13 protein-coding genes and 1 riboswitch are annotated in these 14,795 nt (G+C 54.9%); of the genes, 4 read left to right on the top strand and 9 right to left on the bottom strand.

Going from position 1 to position 14,795, the window contains the following annotated elements:
* Nucleotides 1-261 precede the first annotated feature (261 nt).
* The 3 genes from ACTQ1E_RS01425 to yqeB form a co-directional block, all read right to left on the bottom strand.
* The gene (locus ACTQ1E_RS01425; protein ID WP_441564425.1) at nucleotides 262-1,575 is read right to left on the bottom strand and encodes a uracil-xanthine permease family protein; all 1,314 of its coding nucleotides are present in this window, start codon (nucleotides 1,573-1,575) and stop codon (nucleotides 262-264) included.
* A gap of 298 nt (nucleotides 1,576-1,873) precedes the next feature.
* Nucleotides 1,874-2,917: an XdhC family protein gene (locus ACTQ1E_RS01430; protein ID WP_441564426.1), complete on the bottom strand. Its 1,044-nt coding sequence runs from the start codon at nucleotides 2,915-2,917 to the stop codon at nucleotides 1,874-1,876.
* 9 nt (nucleotides 2,918-2,926) lie between these two features.
* Nucleotides 2,927-3,721 carry a selenium-dependent molybdenum cofactor biosynthesis protein YqeB gene (yqeB, locus tag ACTQ1E_RS01435; RefSeq protein WP_441535670.1) on the bottom strand — a complete coding sequence of 265 codons (795 nt, stop codon included), beginning with the start codon at nucleotides 3,719-3,721 and terminating at the stop codon, nucleotides 2,927-2,929.
* A gap of 102 nt (nucleotides 3,722-3,823) precedes the next feature.
* On the opposite strand from yqeB, the gene yqeC reads away from it, so the two are divergent.
* The gene (gene yqeC, locus ACTQ1E_RS01440) at nucleotides 3,824-4,561 is read left to right on the top strand and encodes a selenium cofactor biosynthesis protein YqeC (RefSeq protein ID WP_441564427.1); all 738 of its coding nucleotides are present in this window, start codon (nucleotides 3,824-3,826) and stop codon (nucleotides 4,559-4,561) included.
* Between the two features lie 113 nt (nucleotides 4,562-4,674).
* Here the strand turns inward: yqeC and ACTQ1E_RS01445 are convergent, their stop codons facing one another.
* The gene (locus tag ACTQ1E_RS01445) at nucleotides 4,675-5,265 is read right to left on the bottom strand and encodes a nucleotidyltransferase family protein (RefSeq protein WP_441564428.1); all 591 of its coding nucleotides are present in this window, start codon (nucleotides 5,263-5,265) and stop codon (nucleotides 4,675-4,677) included.
* Between the two features lie 267 nt (nucleotides 5,266-5,532).
* Between ACTQ1E_RS01445 and ACTQ1E_RS01450 the strand changes: the two genes are divergently transcribed.
* From ACTQ1E_RS01450 to ACTQ1E_RS01460, 3 genes are all read left to right on the top strand, one after another.
* Nucleotides 5,533-6,186: a helix-turn-helix transcriptional regulator gene (locus ACTQ1E_RS01450; RefSeq protein ID WP_427717686.1), complete on the top strand. Its 654-nt coding sequence runs from the start codon at nucleotides 5,533-5,535 to the stop codon at nucleotides 6,184-6,186.
* A gap of 124 nt (nucleotides 6,187-6,310) precedes the next feature.
* Nucleotides 6,311-7,000 carry a hypothetical protein gene (locus tag ACTQ1E_RS01455; protein ID WP_441564429.1) on the top strand — a complete coding sequence of 230 codons (690 nt, stop codon included), beginning with the start codon at nucleotides 6,311-6,313 and terminating at the stop codon, nucleotides 6,998-7,000.
* Between the two features lie 298 nt (nucleotides 7,001-7,298).
* Nucleotides 7,299-7,389: riboswitch (SAM riboswitch) on the top strand.
* Nucleotides 7,390-7,397: 8 nt separating this feature from the next.
* Entirely contained in the window at nucleotides 7,398-7,820 is a 423-nt protein-coding gene (locus ACTQ1E_RS01460; protein WP_441564430.1) for a hypothetical protein, read from the top strand.
* Nucleotides 7,821-8,310: 490 nt separating this feature from the next.
* Here ACTQ1E_RS01460 and ACTQ1E_RS01465 read toward each other — a convergent pair whose 3' ends face one another.
* From ACTQ1E_RS01465 to ACTQ1E_RS01485, 5 genes are read right to left on the bottom strand one after another with little or no spacing between them, the layout of a single operon-like run.
* Nucleotides 8,311-9,576: a 5-methylcytosine restriction system specificity protein McrC gene (locus tag ACTQ1E_RS01465; protein WP_441564431.1), complete on the bottom strand. Its 1,266-nt coding sequence runs from the start codon at nucleotides 9,574-9,576 to the stop codon at nucleotides 8,311-8,313.
* Nucleotides 9,577-10,683 carry an AAA family ATPase gene (locus ACTQ1E_RS01470; RefSeq protein WP_441564432.1) on the bottom strand — a complete coding sequence of 369 codons (1,107 nt, stop codon included), beginning with the start codon at nucleotides 10,681-10,683 and terminating at the stop codon, nucleotides 9,577-9,579.
* Between the two features lie 3 nt (nucleotides 10,684-10,686).
* Nucleotides 10,687-11,208 carry a hypothetical protein gene (locus tag ACTQ1E_RS01475; RefSeq protein WP_441564433.1) on the bottom strand — a complete coding sequence of 174 codons (522 nt, stop codon included), beginning with the start codon at nucleotides 11,206-11,208 and terminating at the stop codon, nucleotides 10,687-10,689.
* On the bottom strand, nucleotides 11,199-13,385 hold the full coding sequence (locus ACTQ1E_RS01480) for an Eco57I restriction-modification methylase domain-containing protein (RefSeq protein WP_441564434.1): 2,187 nt from the start codon (nucleotides 13,383-13,385) through the stop codon (nucleotides 11,199-11,201). The genes ACTQ1E_RS01475 and ACTQ1E_RS01480 overlap by 10 nt, the downstream gene beginning before the upstream one ends.
* Nucleotides 13,386-13,387: 2 nt before the next feature.
* Complete coding sequence (locus ACTQ1E_RS01485) at nucleotides 13,388-14,422, bottom strand: DNA adenine methylase (RefSeq protein ID WP_441564435.1); 1,035 nt, start codon at nucleotides 14,420-14,422, stop codon at nucleotides 13,388-13,390.
* Nucleotides 14,423-14,795 lie beyond the last annotated feature (373 nt).

Genomic DNA, 14,795 nt, shown 5'->3' on the forward strand with positions numbered 1-14,795 from the left:
GTTGTCCTCGTGCCTCCTGACTGCATCCGCGCCGCTCATGGCATTTCGCGGTTTGGACTCGACGCAGCAGGAGCCGACAAAACAATCGGTACTATACGCGCATTGGGTGCGTATTTCCAGAAAAACATCGTCTGCCTGCACAACTCCACAACTCCCTCGCACAAATGGGTCCCAAAAAGCCGTTGCGGTGAAATAGGGACTGTTTGGCGGCCTAACAGGCTTAAACAATCCGTATTTCACCGTAACTCATCATATGGGGCGTTATTTTTGGCGAGGCAGGACCAGGTTGAGGACGACGGCGACAAGTGCGGCGACGGCAATGGAGGATCCGCCAAAGACGGTGTCGACCCATGCGGGGAATCCAGCGCCGGCAAGTGCGCCGGCCGTGCGCTCAATGCCCGTACCAAAGGCGATAGAGAGACCCATGAGCGTGGTATCGCGCTGAGACAGGCCGTGGCGGGAAAACATGACCACACCGTTCATGCCGATGGTTGCGAACACGCCAATGGTGGCGCCGCCAATCACCGGCTGCGGAATGGACGTGAGCACTGCCGCGCACTTGGGCAGCAGGCCCGCGACGAGCAGAATGGCGGCTGCGAGCGTAAAGACCATACGGTTGACGACCTTGTTCTCGGCGATGATGCCCACATTCTGGCCAAAGGTTGCCGTGGGGACGCCGCCCAAAAAGCCCGAGAGCATACCGACGAGACCATTGGCGATCAATCCGCCCGAGATCTGACTATCGGTCGCGGGGGTATCGAGCGCCGCAGAGGACACGGCGGCAAACTCTCCCATAACCTGCACGGCGTTCACGATGGCCACAACGCCCACCACGGCGCACGCCGCTGGATCGAACACCAGACGATGGGCGCCAAACGCCGGTGGGGCAAACCAACTTGCAGTCGCGACAGCCGATAAGTCGACCATGCCCAACACCGCCGCAACGACAAAACCTGCGCAGATACCGGCCAGGATGCTGCCCAGCTTGAGCGCGCCCTTGCCGTAGTTACCGACCATAAAGGTGACGACAAACGTCACGAGCGCGACGGTCCAGTTGGTGACGCTGCCAAAATCGGCCGCGCCCTCCCCGCCTGCCATGGACGCCACGGCAACCGGGCACAGCGACAGGCCAATGACAAAGATTACGGTGCCGAGCACCGGAGCTGGGAACAGAAAGCTCACGCGCTTAAACAAAAGACCGAAGAGTACGACGAGCGCGCCGCCGATAACTTGAGCGCCCAGCACGGCCTCGAAACCAAGCTCAAGACCGACCGCTTTAAGTGCCGGCACGAAGGTAAAGCTCGCGCCCATCACGATGGGCAGGCCCGAACCAACGATGCCTTTTATGGGCAACTGTTGAAGGAAAATGTCAAGCGCCGAGAGGACCAGCGACGCCTGAATGACGGCGGCTTCCTCTTGAGGCGTGAAGCCGCAGACCGACGCGATGATGATAGCGGGCGTGACGATACCCGCGAATGCCGCCAGCACATGCTGCAGTGCATGGGGCAATACCTGCACAAACGAAACTTTTCCCGTACGCTCGAACAGGGCGTCCCCTGCCACCGACTCTGCCATTTGCGCCTCCCATACCCTAGGCAGCGGCCCTATGCCGCCCAACGGGCGGACATTATAGGGCATGTGGCACAGGTAGCATTTTGACCCGCATGCGGCAGAGGGCTGGGGTAGCTAATTTGGGACGGGGCTCTTTTAGCTACCCAACAGTGAGCGAACGCCTCGAGATGATTTTTCTGGGACGGGGATTTAAAAATCATTGCGTACCTAAATATTTTTTAATCCCCGTCCCAGAAAAATCATCGAGCAGGCAGGGTAGCTAAAAGAGCCCCGTCCCAAATTAGCTACCCCTGGGATGCGACTAGCGCTTGCGGGGGACGAGTTTGGTGCGACGCAGGTGGATCATCTCGGCGGCGATGGAGATGGCGATCTCTTCGGGGTCCTCGGCCTGAATGGCAACGCCGATCGGCAGGTGCAGCTCGTCGATCTGGTCCTGCGTAAAGCCCTCCTGCTCCAAGCGAGCCCGCACAAAGGCCGTCTTGCGGCGCGAACCCAGGCAACCCAAATAGGCGGGCTTGGCGCGCAAGGCCTGAATCACCACATCGATATCGGACTTGTGGCCCGCCGTGGCGACGACTACCAGATCGCGCGGCCCGATGGGGCACTGCTTGCTCAGGTTCTTGTAGTCGACCAGACGACGGTCGTAGACGCCGGGCGCCCATTCGGGCGTCAGCGTGCCGGGGCGGTCATCGCACGCCACGACGGCAAAGCCCGCCGCCGTGAGCACGCGCGCCGTCGCGGCGCCCACGTGACCGCAGCCAAAGATGTAGGTCAGGCCCTCGGGGCAAAGCGTCTCGATGTGCGCCGGGGGAATCTCGGAGGCGGCGTTGGTGTAGGTGACCTTACTCCCCTCTTCCGTCAGCGAAAGCCCGGGGCAACCCACAATGGTGCGGCGCGACTCCTCGCCATGGTATTCGGCAGCGTCGCCTTCGAGCGCGCTTGCGATAAACGGTTCAAAGTCGATGACGAAGTCGCCCATGCGTCGATACGCCAAGACGTCGGCAACCGACTGGAACAACGGCGCCTGCGATGCATCCAGGTGCAGATAACACAGGCAGATGGCTCCGCCGCAGATCATGCCGGTATCGGAGTTCTCGCCGCCCATGGTGTAGCGGACCAGGCGCGATTGCCCTGCGGCCAGCAGCTCGCGCGCCTCGTCCAGCGCAAGGAGCTCAATCTTACCGCCACCGATGGTGCCCGCTTGGCTGCCATCGGCAAAGACGGCCATCCAGGCGCCCACGCCGCGCGGCGATGACCCTGCCGTGCCGGCCACTACCACCAGCTCGCACGTCTTACCGGCCTTCAGAGCGCCAAGCGCAGCATTCACCACATCGAGCTTTTCCATCGTCGCTTCCTATCCCCTAAAAACGTCGGTGAACATGGCGAGCGCCTCGAGTACGCCGCCGCCGACCGACGTCGCCTTGTCCGAAATATAGTTGATATAGCTGGCGTCGCCGCGCGGGTCGACGTCGGCACATTTAAAGCCCTCGGTCACCAGAACGCCGTCGGCCAAAAGCCCGCGCAAGCAGCCGTCAATCTGCGTGACCATGGGAGTGTCGCCCGCGTAGCCAATCACATCACCGGCACTCACGATGTCGCCGATCACATGGTCGGACCTAAACACGCCGGCGGCGGGGCTGTGGATAACGCGCTCCTTGCCATACCCGGCGATGACACCCGGCACGCCCGTATTGGGCTGGGGCGAGCCCTGGGTGATGACGCGGCCGAGAAAATGACCGCGCATGGTCTCGACCACAGCATCGCAATCGACCGGCGCGGTAAAGCCCGGCCCCACGGCGATGACGACAGGCGCCATATCGCGCGTGGTGCCCAAGTTGCGCTTAGCCAGGATCGCGTCGACCACGGCAGCGGGCTTAAGTTCGCCGAGCATCTTGGCCTGGGGATCCACCACAACGGCAACATCTCCGGCCTGGGTAATTGCAAGCGCCTCTGCCGGCGTCTGCGCCAAGCGGGCGCGAATGCCCTCGACCTGAACCTCGCCCAGGCGAATGGCCTCGCAAAAACTGATCGTGCGACGGATACACGTGGGGACTGCGATATCGGCCATGACAACCGACACGCCGGCGCGCACCAAGCGGGCGGCGACACCCGTGGCGATATCGCCGGCACCACGAACATAAACGAGCATTTCCGGGGCACCTCCCTGTGCTACGGTTTGAGCAGAGCAAAAGCGGTTCGACCGCTACTCTGATGATTATTTATTATCACAGTATTATACGGCGGTGAACAGATGGAAACGGTTAGCGGCATTCTCGCCTCGGCGCTCAAGCTCGAGCCGGGCATCACCGCGATTATCGGCAGTGGCGGCAAGTCGACCTTGCTAAAGACGCTCGGCCTTGAGCTTATGCGCGCGGGCGGCCGCGTGCTCCTCTGCACCACCACGCATATGTTTCCCGTCGCCGGCGTGCCATGGGACGGGTCGAGTCGTCGCCTGGACGCCGCACCTTGGAAGCCGGGCGCCTCACATGTCCCCGGTTGCACCTGCGAGGCCTGCGCGGGCCTTGCGCGGGGAAGCATCTGCCAAGCAGGTGTCTTGGACCCCGAGACGGGCAAGCTCTCCGCCCCCGCCGAGCCGCTCGGCGAGCTGGCACAGCGCTTTAACTACGTCTTGGCCGAGGCGGACGGCAGCAAGCGGCTCCCGCTCAAGGCCCACGCCGCCTGGGAGCCGGTGATTCCCTCTGGCACGGCCAACATCGTCTGGATCGTTGGCGCCTCGGGGCTCGGCAATCCCATCAACGAAGCCGTCCACCGCCCCGAGCTCTTTTGCGAGCGTTGCGGCTGCGAGACCACCGACATCGCCACGCCCGAGCGCGTCGCCCAGGTGCTCAATGCCGAGATGCAGGCGCTGAGGCTCGACGCCGCACGCGTCATACTCAACCAAGTCGACGCGCTCAGCGACCCCACGATGGCCGACCGATTCGAAGCAGCCCTCGGCCGCCCCGTCGTCGCCACCAGCCTCCAGGGGTAGCTAATTTGGGACGGGGCTCTTTTAGCTACCCCATGTTGAGAGAAAAATCATCAGGTAGGCAGGGTAGCTAAAAGAGCCCCGTCCCAAATTAGCTACCCTGGAGGCACCCCCTGCTAGCGAGGCGCGTAGCAGGCCGCAACGTGTTCTGAGACGCGGCGCTGGGCCTTGGCGGTGTCGACATCCCACAGCTCGTAGGCACGTGCCTCGACCAACTGGATATCGGCACGGCCACGCAGCAGCGACGATCCACCGTCCTTGCCCTTAAGCCCCATAAGGTTAGGAAAGAAGCTCGCGGGGAACAGCACCGGAGAGGCCGGCTCGCCGTTCAGGGCAAGACGCACGGGCGCGACACCGCCGTTGGCCTTAAAAGCACCGGCGAGTGCCTCAAAGGAATCCGAACTCACGAGCGGCTGGTCGCCCGGCAAAAAGAGGCAACCTTTCCAGTTGCGTTCGACTCCCCACGAAAGGCCCGCACGGACGCTTTCGCTGCGCAGCTCGCCCTCGTGCAGCACGCACGGGCAATGCTTGTCCTCGCAAATCTGAGCAACCTCGGGCCAACGCGTCGAAACCACAACGTCAAAGCCCCGGGGAACCGAATCGATGGTCCGGGCAATCAGCGGCTCGCCATAGATATCGGCAAGCATCTTGTTAGAGCCAAACCGCTTGCCCTCGCCCGAAGCCATAATGACGCAACCAAGTTTCATGGCGATACCTCCCCTGAAGCCATCGTACCCATAACGCGCGTCGCGGGGCATCTACATCGAAAGCGCTTATCCCGCACGCCCACGATGCAAAAAGGGGGCATCCCGCCGGTTGGCAGAGCGCCCCCTTTACATGGCTTACCTCAACCCGGCTTTAGACCTGAAACCAACGGACGGCGTTGCGCTCATAACGCAGCGGCACTTTCGTTATTTGCGAACAAGTGGGGTTTATGGCAAAGTGTGACCAAACTAATTTTTAGGAAGGCACCCATGACCCCCGCACAGATTGAGTTTTATAAGCGCCTTGCACACGGCCTGGCGCTCCAGTTTGGCCCCAACTGCGAAGTCGTCGTCCACGACCTGGAGACCGAGGACGTGGACCACTCCATCGTAGTGATCGAAAACGGCCATGTAAGCGGGCGCAAACTGGGTGACGGTCCCAGCCATATTGTGTTTGAGTCCATGCACGAGGACACCACCGACGTGCACGACCGCGAGCCATACCTCACCAAAACCGCCGATGGCAAGCTGCTTAAGTCCTCGACCATCTTTATCCGCAACGACGAGGGCAAGCCTGTCGGCATTTTGGGCATTAACTTTGACATTACGCTCATGAAAGCTTTTGAGCGCTCGCTCGATGCCTTTACCGGCACCGACGGCACGGGCTACACCGAGCCCGAGCCCATTACCAAAACCATCGGCGACCTGCTCGAAGATCTGCTGCGCGAGTGCGAGCAATACGTGGGCAAGCCCGCAGCCCTTATGACCAAAGATGAGCGCATTCGCGCCATTGGCTACCTCGACCGTCGCGGCGCCTTCCTCATTTCCAAGTCGAGCGAGCGTGCCTGCGAGTTCTTTGGCATCTCTAAGTACAGCTTCTATAGCTACCTCAACGAGGCAAAGGCGGCGGCCGGCGACAAGTAGGCAACTCGGCCGGATCACCCCTCCCCTTTTGGGTGTGAGTTCCAAAATGCACGAATCCAAGACTCGGCCGCAAGGCAAGTTCCATATAATCGAAGGACTAGACAGTTCGAAAGGATGGAACAAGATGGGGTCGAGCAACGCATCGCGCAACGACCACGGAGGCTTCGCTTCTGCCGCCAGGCATGCGAAACGCGCGTTTGACGAGGGCGAAGACGATCTGTTTGCGTTGAGCCTCGACGACGTGATGAGCGACCGCCCCGGGACCGCCGACGAGCCCATGAGCGGCAAAACCCATTCGGCAGGCGATCCTTCCGAGACGGCATCGTTTATCGCCGCGGCGCAGCATCTTGCGCCCGAACCGCCCGTTGCAGATCTCGACGACTTTGCGACCCGTCAGTTTGCCTTCGATTCCTGGGCTGATGCCGATCTGGACGAAACATCTGCCGGCGCGCCGACGCTCGGCGAGCCGGTAAATCCGCTTGTCGCCGCGTCCGCTTCCGAATACGAGCCGGACGACCATGCGCAAGCTATGCCCACATCCTCATACACCGATAGCCACACTGACAACGACGATTATTATGGCGACTACTACGCCGCGGAAGAGGTGCCGCGCTTTTTGGATTTCAATCCAGTAGCAAAGATTATCTTTATAGCGATTGTCGTGGTGCTACTTGGCGTCATTGCGTTTGAGGGATTCCAGCTGTTCCGCAGCCCCGTCGAGTCCGAATCGGCAACGCAGCAAAAAGAGGACGAGAGCAACGACTACCTCGACGTCAACAACCTCAAGGGCGACCCCAACGACGGGGACGAGTAGCGAGGGCTGGGGGCGGCTGAAGCGTCCATATGTAGCACCAGCTTCTACGTGCTGTTTTGTTATCCAGTTACACTTTTCCAGATGTTGAGACCGTCAGATTCGACACTTTTCCGTACTTTTGAGGTGCCGATTTCGACACTTTTCCGTACTTTTATAAGGATGATTTCGACACTTTTCCGAATGTTGGCCGAATAATTGCCGCGTAATCAAGCGCCGTCTGCACATCATTTCGCAGGCAACGCTTGATTTGTGTCCGCGCGCGCTGATAGACTCCATCGTGCCCGAAAGGAGCGGGCGCGTTTTATCCAGAGTCGGGGTAGAGAGTTGGCTCCACGATCCCGACGCCAACCGGCCAAGAGGCACGGTGGCCCTGCCAACATCGATGAAAGGAGTCCGTATGGACAATTTCTCCGTGCGCAGCGAGCCCAATTTCCACAATCTGGTCGTCAAACCGAATCACATGCATCTTCTGGATAAGCCAAATGGCTACGCCTCGGCCATGGTCAAGAGCAGTCTCTCCCACCAGATGCGCTTTACGGTGGAGAAGCTCGAGGAAGAGCTTTGCGCCGCCGGCAATCCGCACGTACTGCAGATCAAGCTGCTCGGAAACGACTCGCGTGAGCCGTCTAGCTGGGAGCTGTTTGCAGACGGCAAGTGCGTTGCGGACGGATCTGGCGCCTTTGCACGCGAGTGCTTCTGCGAGGGTGCAGAGGTGTTTTTGGACCTGTGTCGCGATGCCGTCGAGGCTGCCGAGCTGCGCCAGTGGAGCCAGAGGGAGTACGAGCTGCTGAGCGCGGCGCGCGGGATTGCGGGAGTGTAGGCAGACGCAGGCGGCGTGCAGCCATAGCACACCGCCGCACAAACCGCACGATGTCAAAAGGCTGGCACTTGTGTATGCCTTTTGACATGCACAAGTGCCAGCGAAGTTCATTTATTTGGACAGACGCCTTTTTGCCGCCCGATGAACAGCCGGACGCGATTCATTCACGCCTTATAATTAGACTTCGCTTAAATACAGCGAAAGGCATGTACCAGTCTTATTTCTTCACTTTCAGCTCCGCCGTCAACCGCCCAACGGCCGCTTCACCATAGCAAGGTATGTCATTAACGAATCAAGTGTTGTTCTGGCCATTGCGATAAAGCCATCTATATGATTCACCGTGGGATGTCTCATAACCGATTCAATATGGCATGGTCCAATGGCGCGAATGCGCATAGGGAAACTGGACTCCAGACCACAACAGCCCGAAGCGCGAGTGAGCAGAAAAGAGGGGCATCAACTGCTGGTCGACCATAATATGCCCCATAGCTTAGCGCACATCGCATGGCAACATGAATGACGATATGTAATAAGCCAGTTCATCAGCGAAAACGGTAGGCCCAGAAGACTTACGGATCTGGGGGTTAACGCGTATTCCAAATATCTCATTCTCCTCATCGGCGACGCTTTGAAATAGCTCGAACTTCTCTTCCATGTCTCCGTCGGCATAGGGATAGAGCAAAAGAAGCCTTGGTATTCCGGTCGCTTTCATGAACGCCCATCCTTCGTAGATATCTGCGTTGCTTATCGTCTTTGCTTTAGCGTCTGAATATTTGTATTTTGCATCGACCAAAACCGCCCGCCCATCGTCGGCGCGAACAACATAGTCTGGCCTAACTTGAACAAAGGAATGGTCTCTCTTAGCAAAACGATGTTTCTCCTGAAAGGAGACAACGCAACCTTTCATGCCAAGGACTAAAGCCTGCCTAATATATTCTTCCCACGCATCGGAAGTTCTTACTACGAAGCCCGGACTTTGCAAGCCACCTTGATTCAAATAATCAATTCCATAGCCATCCAATATGTCCGTACTCAAATCGTAGATTTCAGTCCAGTTCGCAAACCTTGAGGGAACCCTTTTTGGGCGATAAGACGTCAAACCCCTCTGAGGCCCCAGAAACGAAATGACTCTCTGAAGCCTAGCTCGCAGGCTAAAATCTATAGTAGCCGTCATCAGGACCTGCGCCGCATGCGAGATAACGGAATTAAACTCATTGCATCTGGAAAACTCAGTAATCCCTTGTGAAAAGCCGTCCAATTCAGGCATCACAATAGATTCTTCATCCAAGTCTCCCATTACCTGGAAGCTATGAATGACCCGCCTTTGGTAGGAGCGAACGGGCACATGGCAGACTTCGTCGAACATGGCCAGAAAAACCATGGCAAGCGTATCGCTTATCCCATGCTCGCGACTTGCTGCCACTCCAACCATTTGTTGCCCAGTAGTTACGCCCCAGCGAGTGCGCGTCAGCAAAAGCAAAAAATCAGCCCGCCATGCTTCGCTTCCAGTTAGAAATTTCGGAACCACCTCAATCTCCAGACAATCGTTGACGCGAAAAATGCCTGCAATCCGCGAAAAAGAGAAGTGTTGACGATCTAGGCGAAGAGTCCCAGACACAGACAGACGATGATTTAGATAGTCATCGACCCCATAAAGGCTTTCCACAAGCGAATATCTATCCAAGCCGAGCCTTTGAGCAAGCAGGGGAATCGGTTCGGAATAAAACTGCCCTTCGATCAAGACGATGCGTTCCAACTACTTCTCCACTAAAGACAAGAGCATGGGGTAGACATTCTTAGCATTGATAGTCGGCTGTTCTATGGCTGTTACTTGTCGTCCGGCAAAAGTCAAGGTGGACACCGAAAAGAAAGAACCTTCTCTCGCGTTAAGTACATCGGCTATAGCCTCTTTATCGCTAAAGAACACTTCCTCAACATGAGCATCAATTACGGGCCAACAGTCAGCAATATACTGAAGAGCACCTTCAAGATCCCTGGGCAGACGCTCTTTCGGCGACTTCATAAAGACACCTTGCCCGATTTGATAGTCTTCGCCCCTACCCAATCGAATTTTATAATTTATGGCAGTAAGTGCATCGGCGGCAAGCCTGTACACATCCTCAGCAGCAACTGGAACGGACGGATGCTCAGAAGACGCACCTTCGATTCCGAAGTAAAGGAAAAGGCTCGCAATTGAAGGATATATTTTCGTTCGCTTCCACCTTCGCATAAACGCAGCATCCATTGGCTCGACTGAAGAGTCAGCTTGGTTCATGGCAGCAAGAATATACAGCCTGCTAGGAAGCTGGTAATCTACCAGCTTAGCATCATCGTCGAGGACCTGAACCGTCACAGTTTTACCTGGAATAATCTCGCCGTTATCGCCAAGGCGTTTGTCGGCTTCAAATGCAGAGATCATGTCGCCAAAGATACTAACGGCAGGCCCGCGGTTTATCTCATCGATGATCGCCAGTGCGGCATGATCGAGCTGCCTTGCATATTCCGCGGCATTCCAAAGAAGGCCTTCGGAAACCTCAAACCTAACAGAATCGGCTCCAGGAACAGGTATAAGTCCACGAACAAAATCTCGATACTTAGTGCCCTGGTGGAACGTAGTTCTGAATACACGCCTATGTTTGCATGAGCCGCCCGGAAAGGCGGTTTCGTCAGACAATTCCCCCTCCGGAAAAGCAGCCACGCCGTACGGATCGACGACGGTCTCGCCCCGTTCAATAAATAGCTGTGCGACCATATTTAGAAGCGTTGTTTTTCCAGTTGCAGGAGCCCCCGCAAGAAGAACGTTTTTGTCATCAGCCAGTAACGTTAAGATTTCATTTGCTTTAGTAATTAGCTCGTCATTCATCATTTACCCCAGCTTAACCGAAAAAGTAACGGCATTGTCCCCCCGACGGCTGTCTATCGCTTCTCGCATGGCAGATGCAATAACTGAGTTGCTAGATGGGTCTTCAATCTGCCGTTCTGTCAAATATTGAACCTGTGGAATGCCCTCCGCATATCGAATAAAAGCAATGAACAGCATCCCATCCCCACTGTCTATTTCAGGAACGTCGTGGAATAAATCAGCCTTATTGATCTGCGCGATCCTCACTTCGTTTGGACGCGAATCAGTTGGCCTAAATGCATACTTTAGGTTTTCACATCTTCTCGTACCGTCTTTATAGCAATGTTCAAAGCAACCGATACGATATGGCTTTCCGCGTTCATACGTAACCTTGCTAGGGAAAAACCGATCCAAGCACGGAGCATAGTCCAGAGTAAAACGCAAATCACGAGCGCCCCCACCAGTTGGAGCGTCATTCGAACTTGCATTGACTTTCTTTATCTCAGGCTCGCGTATCTCACGGCACAGTACTTCGACTATAGCCATGTCGCACCTCCCCTTCTCAGCTTCAATATACCGCGCATGTGCTCATTTGGTACATAGGGCAAAGCTCCCATTTTGAGGGCATTCGCAACGTGCGCAATTGCATCGTCGTCGGACGTGACATATGCGTAGAAAAGTTCAATTGTCGGCCTTAAACCGTCGCATATCCCCGAGTTGACTTTATCGACAAGCGGAAAGTCAGCGATTACGGTATCCAGGTCGGAAAGCGCAAGCCCATATGCCCTGAAAACCTGTGCGTCAATTTTCGCGCGGGCAACGGCGTAACGCCAAAGTTCGGCACGGCCCCATTCAGCATTTATGCTCTGAAGTTCTAGAATACATTTCACGTTTTCTATTATTTCCTTTGCCAAGACGTCCTCATATGTCATCTTGGGCAGGGGGAGATTCTCCAATATGAAAAAATTGATAGTGGTAGTGATATATCTCCTCAAAACCCAGTCATATGTAAAAGAGTTAACAATGCCAAGCCAAAGCATGGCGGCATCTTTATTATCGAAAATCAAGGTTGGAACCTTGTTTCCGCAGATACACCCCTTAGCAATGACAGCTGCCTGCATTGCTCTTTCGTTGGTTTGCCCTGCAATATCACAAAACCCAACACGAATCGCTGAGCTCCTATTAAGCATGGTGGCGTCAAGATCAGATGCGTCAACGTAGAACTGAGGGACGATACGGCCATCTCCCAAAAAAGACAAATCCCATTTCGCAGAGCGTCCCGAACCGCTTCTATATCTTTTACACCCACAACGATATTGTGCGACCATGCGCCCTTCGATGAGGGGCAGTAAATTGTCCGTTGGCGAGACATCGTCGGCCTTCCTGAACAAATGCTTATCAAGCGTCATGTCAAGCTCACGCGCAGGTGAAATGTTTCTAAAAAGTGGATGCTCTCCCATTCGAGCGCCATGTTTCCAAATTGTCGTCAGAACTCGCGACTCAATATCAGTTCTTACTTCTGGAGCACCAAGCTCTCCAGATTCGTCGTTAAAAAGTCGCTCGTTCATTAGATGTTTAGAAACGACCTTTACGCCACTATCATCTGCTGAACAGTAGCGGAAATCGATATGGTGCCCCTCCCCTTTCAGGCCCTTTCCCTCTAGGTGAGCAAGAACAAACTTGAAGCGAGAATCAATGCGAAAAAACCTAGCGCTATTCGTAAAGACGGAGAATCCCACATCCGAGAACGATTTGAGAACGATGTTCCGTGCGGAAGCAAGACTCTTTGATCTAATGATTCCGGCAGGTAGATAGAGCGCGACGGTGCCCCCATTCCGGCAAATAAGCATGCTCAGGCTAAGAAATGCGCGGTAAAGGTCCATTCCGCCTTTCAGGCCATACTTCTTTGACAGCCTTTGGGCTCTTTCTCGCATGGTTTTTCGTTCGTGCTCGTAACCCTCGGGTAGCGTTCCAATTTCACCGCCGTAAGTCACATCCATTCCGCTCTCTAATGCGAACTCGCTTCGAGACGGACGGACACGTTCCCATGGAGGATTTCCAACAACGAGAGCGAAGTTTTTTAAGCCGAATACGTTCGGTAGGGTTCCACCGAGCTCGAGGCTGTCGTTGCAAACAAAATGCGAAACCAAAAGGCTTAATTCATCGCTCGTTTCAACATAACTGGCAAGTGCAAGAACTGCCCCCCTTACCGCATGTGGCGATAAGTCGACTCCGAATAAATTATGGACAGCAAAAGCCCTGCGCTCATATTCACTATTCAACAGATATTCAGCACATGCAGCAAGAATAGTGGCGGTCCCACAAGCAGGGTCAACTATCGGTCCACCTCGGTAGACGGGAGCCACATCTTCTGCAATATACCTTGCAAGACGGAAATCAGTGTAAACAGAGCCGCTACGCTTGTTGGCAACATCATCACCATCAATTCTGGCAAGAGCGGCCAAAGCAAGCGAAAAAGGTATCCCACTGGAGACTATTTCCAGTCTTAGCTTTTCAACGGAGCTCTCGTCGCAATGACACTCGTGCGCATAATGAGTTACAGCATAATACTCATCACTATTTAACCTTATGCTGCGACAAACTACCGCTTCGAGGAGAGAGAGCCGCGCTATTGCACCATCTTTCTCACCTGCAATTAAAGTATCTATTGTTTTGTTCACTTTTTCGAGGAACTTGGCCTCGACGGTATTATTACGTGCCACAACTAGTCCCCTGGAGCTTTATCCACTTCGATAAGGTATTCCTCAACTACGGCCTCTTTGCTGGCAGCGACCCTATTTGGCCGATACCTTCCAATTTCACCGAGGCTATGCAGTCTGACGCCCCCAAGCTCAACTAGACAATTGACAAGTTCGCTAAGCTCAACATGCCCCTGGGAACTGTATGAAAGGTAAATGCGATCAGCAGACAGCCCATTAACGCAATCATATATAGCCTGAAGCGCTTTGGATTTATAACAAAAAGGAGACGCGTTGTGCTTCCAAGGACGCAAGCCGGCGACGCCTTCTACAGACGGCTCATCATGGTAGGCGATTGTTTCCGGGATATGGTAGTAAGAGGCATACTGACGCTTGGTATACGGTGGATCAAGGTATACAACATCGTGCTGCCCCACTTTTATGTCAAAAACATCCCCAACAGACATTTTGTGCACTACGCACTGGGGCATAAGATCTCGCTCCTTAATTACAAGCTCCCCCTGTGATTGCTGGGTCCATTTTTTTAAAAAACAGCCATACGTTCCGGCGATATTGGCAATTCCACTAGCAGCCTCAAGGAGGTCAGCGACTAACAAGCAATTTTCAGATGGCCCGATTAAGCCGCCTTCGTGCCAAAGAGATATCTGGTTGCGTACAGCATCTATCTTGCCCGCGTTGCGCTCAGTAAAATAGCGACGTTCATATGGGCAAAAATTAATCGATGCTGGGCTATATGTCTTCCAAATAAAACCCTCAATAGGCTGCAGGTTATTCAGTTTGGCAACTGCGGTCTCATACGAACCAACTTGTGAAAAATCAAGATCGCCCTCACACAAAAGGGCGGCATCCGCAAGATAAGCTGAAGAAAGCAATGAGTCGTTTTCCACTACGCTCCAGCCTCGAAGCGCAGCAGCCTTTGAAACGATTCCAGTTCCGCAAAAAGCATCAACAAAACGAAATGAATTGCCTGAAGGATCGCCAATCGTATCCAGAATTGCGTCTGCCAGCCGAGCCTTAGAACCTATATACCGAATGGCCATTCCACTCCAATCTAACTTTCGGCATTCTACTATGGCAAAACTTAAATGAACAAATAACCCAAGGCATGCGCCATAAGACCATTCATGAGCGGCAGCGCTTGCCGCTTATCAGGCGGTGTGCGTTATTTGATGTGCTGCAGTTTCTTTCAACACGCACAAGGCGATAGAGAACATTTCATCAACAAGTACGAGGGCATCTTGTCGAGCAGACTATCGAAGAGCTAAGTTACACACTCCTCGATATGCCGGACGGACCGCTCTCTACCGAAAGCACTCTCTTGAATCGCAACACGCCGCCACTCTACAGCGCGCCCCCATCGCCTGGCAGCGAGCTCTTCATTGATCTGAAAGCTCCCATAGACGCAGAGCTAGC

The sequence above is a fragment of the Collinsella sp. LCP21S3_C7 genome, from assembly GCF_052118485.1.
Taxonomy (GTDB): Bacteria; Actinomycetota; Coriobacteriia; order Coriobacteriales; family Coriobacteriaceae; genus Collinsella.